This is a genomic window from Undibacterium sp. JH2W (assembly GCF_049340425.1).
Classification (GTDB): Bacteria; Pseudomonadota; Gammaproteobacteria; order Burkholderiales; family Burkholderiaceae_D; genus Undibacterium.
Map to the genome: position 1 here is coordinate 1 of NZ_JBMPOT010000045.1, position 6,346 is coordinate 6,346.

At 51.0% G+C, this 6,346-nt stretch carries 7 protein-coding genes; all 7 read right to left on the reverse strand.

Annotated elements, in window-relative coordinates:
- Positions 1 to 1,377 precede the first annotated feature (1,377 nt).
- The 7 genes from ACO0LC_RS28860 to ACO0LC_RS28890 all read right to left on the reverse strand — a co-directional run bounded on the left by ACO0LC_RS28860 (position 1,378) and on the right by ACO0LC_RS28890 (position 6,133).
- Complete coding sequence (locus ACO0LC_RS28860) at positions 1,378 to 1,794, reverse strand: hypothetical protein (protein WP_423009666.1); 417 nt, start codon at positions 1,792 to 1,794, stop codon at positions 1,378 to 1,380.
- An 11-nt stretch (positions 1,795 to 1,805) separates the two neighbouring features.
- On the reverse strand, positions 1,806 to 4,280 hold the full coding sequence (locus ACO0LC_RS28865; RefSeq protein ID WP_423009668.1) for a DUF927 domain-containing protein: 2,475 nt from the start codon (positions 4,278 to 4,280) through the stop codon (positions 1,806 to 1,808).
- Between the two features lie 137 nt (positions 4,281 to 4,417).
- Positions 4,418 to 4,567: a hypothetical protein gene (locus ACO0LC_RS28870; RefSeq protein WP_423009670.1), complete on the reverse strand. Its 150-nt coding sequence runs from the start codon at positions 4,565 to 4,567 to the stop codon at positions 4,418 to 4,420.
- A gap of 23 nt (positions 4,568 to 4,590) precedes the next feature.
- Positions 4,591 to 4,782 carry a hypothetical protein gene (locus tag ACO0LC_RS28875; RefSeq protein WP_423009672.1) on the reverse strand — a complete coding sequence of 64 codons (192 nt, stop codon included), beginning with the start codon at positions 4,780 to 4,782 and terminating at the stop codon, positions 4,591 to 4,593.
- Positions 4,775 to 5,221: a hypothetical protein gene (locus ACO0LC_RS28880; RefSeq protein WP_423009674.1), complete on the reverse strand. Its 447-nt coding sequence runs from the start codon at positions 5,219 to 5,221 to the stop codon at positions 4,775 to 4,777. Before ACO0LC_RS28880 ends, ACO0LC_RS28875 begins: the two co-directional genes overlap by 8 nt.
- Positions 5,222 to 5,507: 286 nt before the next feature.
- Positions 5,508 to 5,936, reverse strand: a complete 429-nt coding sequence (locus ACO0LC_RS28885; protein ID WP_423009676.1) for a hypothetical protein — start codon at positions 5,934 to 5,936, stop codon at positions 5,508 to 5,510.
- A complete protein-coding gene (locus ACO0LC_RS28890; protein ID WP_423009678.1) occupies positions 5,933 to 6,133 on the reverse strand; it encodes a helix-turn-helix transcriptional regulator in 201 nt (66 codons plus the stop codon). Before ACO0LC_RS28890 ends, ACO0LC_RS28885 begins: the two co-directional genes overlap by 4 nt.
- Positions 6,134 to 6,346 lie beyond the last annotated feature (213 nt).

A 6,346-nucleotide genomic window follows, 5' to 3' on the forward strand; every position in this document is an offset into this window, starting at 1 on the left:
TTGCGCCAATACAAGTTTCACCGCTTCTTCCCGCAATTCCGGGGTATATCTTTTTTTCTGTTTCATTATTTCTCCTGATCGTTTATTTTAACAAACAGGAATGTCCGAAAAAGTCAGGATACCTCAGCCGTCAGTGCTCATTGTATTTCTTACGTAGTTGTTTAGGGAGCTGTCGTCACGACTTGAGTTCAGATTTAATGACCCAAATCGATACTGTCTCAAATACAAAATAAGAATAAGGCAGTGGGACAATATTGTCCATCGATTAACAATACTTTTGATCGTCTAATATTGCCCTTTAGCAATAATCCCCTTACATCTTATTTATTGCAATTAATGCACGTATATTTCAAACCCCCAGGGGGTAGTTTACGCTTTCCATAAATTGCCACTTAAGCTAACGGTTTCCGCGCAAAAAGCTTTCTACTTTTACCCCCTCCGCCCCCAAAACCTGCGCACACAAAAAAAGTGGCTAAGGCCGGTCTTGTCAAATCATATTGCCAGAGATTACGCATCCCTTCCCGTCATCAGGACTGGTACACAAAGGATACTGACGACCAAAGGCATGCCGTAAGGGGCACTATTCCAGTCACAAGGCCACATCGAAGGAATTTTGACTTACCAAGCCATTTGGATATGGAAGGCTTAATTTTGACACCCCCCCATCCTAAAAATACGACCTACGGGAAAGCGGCCTAAACACACGGTCTCGACCGGGGCCATCGCTAGAGATCGGACACCCCCTCCCCCATCATCCAGCCTTATACCGCCTTTGCAGTTCATCAAGCAATTCGAGAAACTAAATCTGTTTAACCTGCTCCTGGTTCATTTAACTAAGCTGGAACGTGTGCTGCTAAATGATCGACGGGGTACGAATTACCCGCATGAAGAAGCACTAAGGGCGGAACCGCTAGGTCAAGCCTCTGCATTGGTGCAGCTTAATGCAGGTTTTCCTTTGACAAGCCGCATGTTGCCTAGCTTTTGACAATAACTAGTAACGGCGCAGCTTGCAGCCCGGTATGATCTGCAAACCCGCATGAATAGTAGATGTGAACAAATACCAGAAAAGCAGGTGGTCAACAGCATTACAAAGTAGCTGTGTACTCTTTTTCCGGTGTACCGGTGTACCAAGGCATGCAAACAGGCCGCAAACCCTTATGGATATTAGGTTTGCGTGGCACACGTGCAAAGTGTACCACGACTGTTTTGATGTGTACCGGTGTACCAAAACGCTTGATTTTCCGGTAAAACAATGAATTAAAGGCAACCAATTGCCCTGTATTGGCATTTTCATGTCTGGCGAAAGGCCATTTTGCAGCGCGAATGGCTATCCTCCCCCAGCCACCACAGGCCGCGCCGCCCGTTCGCTACGCTGGTCTAGGCGATCAGGGCATGCAGCTTGTCGCTTGGTATTTTGTAGTATCTGGCCTTGGCCCCGGCAAACCGCTCAAGAATGCTGCTCTTGCCTTCTTTGTCTTTCTCAAATACGCCCATGTCCGCCATCTTGGCCGCTACCAGTCTGGCGTCGTAGCCTTTGCAAACTTCCTCCTTGAATACTTTAGGCATCAAGAAGTATTCGATGCTTGCGCCTTCTGCTTCGTCTGGATGCACCTTGTCGCCGTACTCCTTGTGCCAGTCGGTATTGTTCCTGATTGGATGACCGGCCTTACTCACCATGCGCTTAAATCCAGCCTGGTTAATCGTCTTCGGTGCATGGTCATCCATCGCTCTGTGCGCCCATGCGAAACGGGAATCACCGTTGATCTGGATAAAGTCAGGCAGTAGTGCAAGCATACGATCATGCTCTATATCGCCTGCACTGCCACGGCTAGCCAACCAGTCGTTAAAGCAAGTGGTGGCCGCGTCAGTTGCTTCGCCATCGGCCCAGCCGCTACCAAAGCAAAGAAGTCCGACACCCGCTTAACCTGGCCGTGTGCATTCGACGGACATAGCCTGCTGGTGGTGCTGCTAATCGCGTGCGCTAGCACATCCGATAATTGCGCCACGTTATCCACCAACCAAGCGATGAAAGCTAGTCCTGCTGTGCCGTGGTAAGCCTGCACCATACTGACCAGATGCCGCGACAAACCCGCCCCATCGGCAAATTCATGTACGGTATCGAACAAGCCTAAGCCCTTGCCAGCGTCGGCATTAATATGCGCCATCCTTACATCTTGGCCACCCTTGGTGGTCTTGCCTGCTTCAGCCATCTTGGCCTCTAGTGACAATTCGCCGTCACTGATGAAAATGGTTCGCCATGTAGCTATTTTCTTGGCGGTCGCGTTCTGGGTGGCGCGACCCTTGCCTTTTTCATTACTGAGCATATAGGCGATATTGCCTACCATCTTGGCATCCGCTTGGCCTAGTTCATCCAACACCAGCAAAGCATCGGAATGCTTTTGCGCAGTCGCTTCCAAGGAATTATCGGTGACGTGCCAGCTTTGAGCATAATCGCTGCCACCAAACACAGACGCGGCTACTTTCATGGCGGTACTCTTGCCGGTGGAACTACTGCCCATCAGATGCAAGCCAAAGCTTTGCACTTTGGCGTGATACAGCAGTAAAGAGGCAAACCCTGCAGATACAAAGAACAGCAAACGGGAATTGCCGCGACAATATACCGACACATGGTTTTGCCATTCCGCCAGTGTGCCGCGTTGCTTGAATTGCGAGGCCGTACCGCCCACGGTCTGAAACAACACTTGTTCCGCGCCTTGGCCTATGCTGCGATCTGGCAGTACATAAACATCATCATGCCACCCGGTACGCTCTACACAGCGCACCCGCGCCGGGACTTCAGCGGTTTGTATATAAGTCGTCAGATGATTTTTGACCTTCAGGCCCGGCTCTATCATCAAACCCATAGAGAGCAAGTCTGCACGGTATTGTGTGCCGTCGCCTGATAGCATCTTGGCGGGCATAGGCCAGCGTTTTGTATTGCCGTCCGGGTCGCTAAATTCCAAGAGATAGCCCCATTCACCGTTAGCAGCATCGCGGGTCTTGGCGATCACATGTAAGGCGGAACAGATTTTAAAAGCCGGTAGCGGTTCGCCCTCATGGAAAGCGTGATAGAACACGCCTTCATTATTGACCGTAAAAAACGGCTTGGAGGATTGCCCATCGCCAGCGGGTTTGCGTGCTGGGTTTTGGTGTGGCTTGTGTGGCGTTTTTTCTGTAACGGTCTTATCAGTCTGCACCGGCTCGGCAATCGTCGCCTGTGTGCTGATCTGGCTAGGTTGTGCGGCATTACTGGCGGCTGTGGCGGCTGGGTTTTGCTGCTCTGCTTGCGTGACCGCTGCAATCTGTCTTTGTACCTCTGTATTGCCTGCGGCTTGCGCCAGGTCGTTAAAATCATTGCCACTGTCCAGCAAACCCAGCGGCTTGCACCAGTTGCCGTTGATGGCGCTGGCGGCTTCACTGGCCGCAGTGACACCGGGATTTTTTCCGGTAGCCTGCTCAGTTGCACTGTCGTCATCGGCGCACAGCAAAATCCGTTTGTCCGGGTAGCGTTCGCACATGAGGGCTGCTATGTGCTTAAGGTTGCTGGCACTGAAAGCGATTGCTACCGCGTGGCCGCTAGCTTCATGCAGAGTTGCGCCAGTCGCGTAACCTTCGGCTATCAACAGCCAGTCAGAGGCGGCGACATCGCCCAGCACATGGCAACAGCCGGACATCCGTCCACCGGTATAAAACCGCTTATCGCCGTTCGGGAAAATGCGTTGCAGGTTGCATAGCTGGTCGCTGGCGTCGCGTAGCGGTATCAGCAGCACAGCACCGGCCTTGCTGGCGGCAAAGCGTACACCGTGGGCGGCAATGCGTTTTTGTTCCAGATAGGCAGACTGGCCGCTGTCGCTGGCGCTGCTCCATGCCTTGACCGCACTGCTGGCCGCAGCCGCTTGCTTGCGCTCGGTTTCGGCTTGTTCTGCTACGACACGTTGCGCCCGCTCTTGTGCGATCTGGGCTGCGGCTTCTGCGCTGATCGGTTTGGCTGGTGCGAAGTCTTTGATGTTAAAGCCACGTTGCTGGGCTTCATACAACACCGTACCTATACCGACCTTGCCGCTGGTTTTAAAACTCTTCCAGCTTGCTTTGACTGCGGCTGCGTCATAGTTGGCGGCGTTCTGGCTCCAGGTGTCGAAGACATCAAAACCGGGTTCACCCAGTTCCTCCTTTAAACCCATGCCGACCTTTAACCATAGCTCCCGATTATCTGGCGGGATATGGCTGATTGCGGCTTGTATTGCTTCCATGCTGGGGCGTTCATTGTATTTCTTGGTCATAAGCTAATCCTTGGCTTCTTCGTCCTCAAGCGCAAGCGAGAACAACTATTCAGATAAAGAAAGTACAGACGTATGGACACCCAGCGCATTTGCGAACAAATGCGACTGACTTGATTTTTCTGTGTCATGTCTGCCTCTTAGTGCAGCGCGGCGGCGTGGCGTGGCGGGCTAGGTGGTGCTCGCAAGCTGCGTAATTCTTGCTGGATGCGCCCCAGATAACCGGCGCAAAAGGCGTCCCGGCTGGCCTGCTCATGCTGTCGCCAAACTGTTTCCGCTGGTTCCAGCAAAGCACAGGCTTGCTGTAGCAGGCTCAGGTAATGATGCAGGCAGGCAGATGCGCATGCAGGCTGACCGCTTCATCTTCGTTAAAAAACGCCTGTGCGGCGCGTACGCCGCAATCGACGGCACTCTGGTAATTGGCGTCTATCAGCAGTTTTACAGGCGGCAAATGCGTGCCAGCAAGATTGGGTAATGTAGCGGTTTGAACGGGATGCTTATACATGGCAATCTCCCTCCATTGCATTGCCGATGTTCTCCAGCATTAACTCGTTGTTTTCTCTGGCTTCTTTTGCTTTTTGTGCGGCATATCCTGAGAAACAGCAAATAGCATTGAGCGCTCGCTTATTGTGCTCATCGAGGACTCGAAAATCATCCACTTTTTCCAAGATCGATTCGATGAACACCTCAAGATCAATTTGATTGCACTCTATATCGAACCCAATAGCTCGCAAATTCGCCAAGGTGGGTATTGGAGTTTCTTTAATCGTGTTCGCCTTGATATCAGAAGATGCATTTGCTGGATATTTTCGAGCCAATTCTTTCATCATATTGAGCATGGAAAGATGATACCCAGTCTCCATGATTCTATAGGCTTGAATTAGCTGAATCTCGTTCTTTGACAATGGGGATAGCAATTGTTCAGGCGTGGTTTTACTAGGCATGGTGGCCTCCTTGGTGTGCGGTTAAGCCGCTCCCCCTTTTTCCAAGAAGGGGGGGCAGCAAATGGCAGGTTGGAAACTGGTACACCAAAGCAAACCAGCAGGCCGAAGCCTCCCGCCACCGCCGCCCATAGAAGACGCATGACAGCATACGCACGTAAAAAAGCCGCATTGCGCGGCCTGTGCGCTTTGATGTAGTTCAGGTTTCCACGCCCGGTCACTTCTTTTTCAGTAACAAGCACAGCATAATGCTTATGCGGGCGGATGGCAAGTTGATGGTGCGCCATCTTCAAAACTCCCAGTGGCATGGCATTTGAAAACCGATAATTGCCATTGGTGTATGTATTGGCTCCGGGTAGCCGATTGATAAATACACTTCATTGCGGCGCAATTGACCAGTATACAAAAGTTCGACGCTGAAGGTTCTGCCAAAATGGCTGAACCTGATTTTTAATCCTTGATCTTCCACATAGTCACTTGCAAGTGTGTGTAAGTGGGCCTTGATGGCTTCAAACAATTCACACAATTTCGGATAGCTGTCTGGCGTCGTCATCAAGGCTGGGTAAATTCTTTTATTTCGTTGAAAGCGCTCATACTCCCGCATGAACGATTTATGGACAGCATCGGCCTGGACAATGACATCAGGCGCTTTATACATCCCGCCGTGTTGTTGCGCAGCCTCCAGTGCCAGTCTTGCTGCACCTTGATGGGTGCTCATTTTGCCGCCCCTTGGATTACGGACTTAATCCAAGCCTGAACGGCTGACGAATCAAAAGCAATCGCCCTTGCGCCCAGCTTGATCTGGGGAACGAACGTTCCCTCTTTAATGCGGCGATAGATTTCTGATTTTGAAAGACCGGTTTCGGCTATGACACGTGGCAAGCGCCAGAGTTGGATAGATGGTTGTGTTTGCATGTTACGCCTTGTAATTTGTGGGCCTGTTCAGGATGAATAGGCACTACAAGGCGAATGATCTAATTTACTGTAAAAAACAACGAGCCGTGAGGTGTACTGTCAATAGCGGACACTCATGTTCTAAGCTGCCTGTGAGTGCCGATTAAAATTTTCAGCAAATAAGGCTGGCGATATATTGCCAAGACGCGAGTGACGTCGCTGGCGGTTATAAAA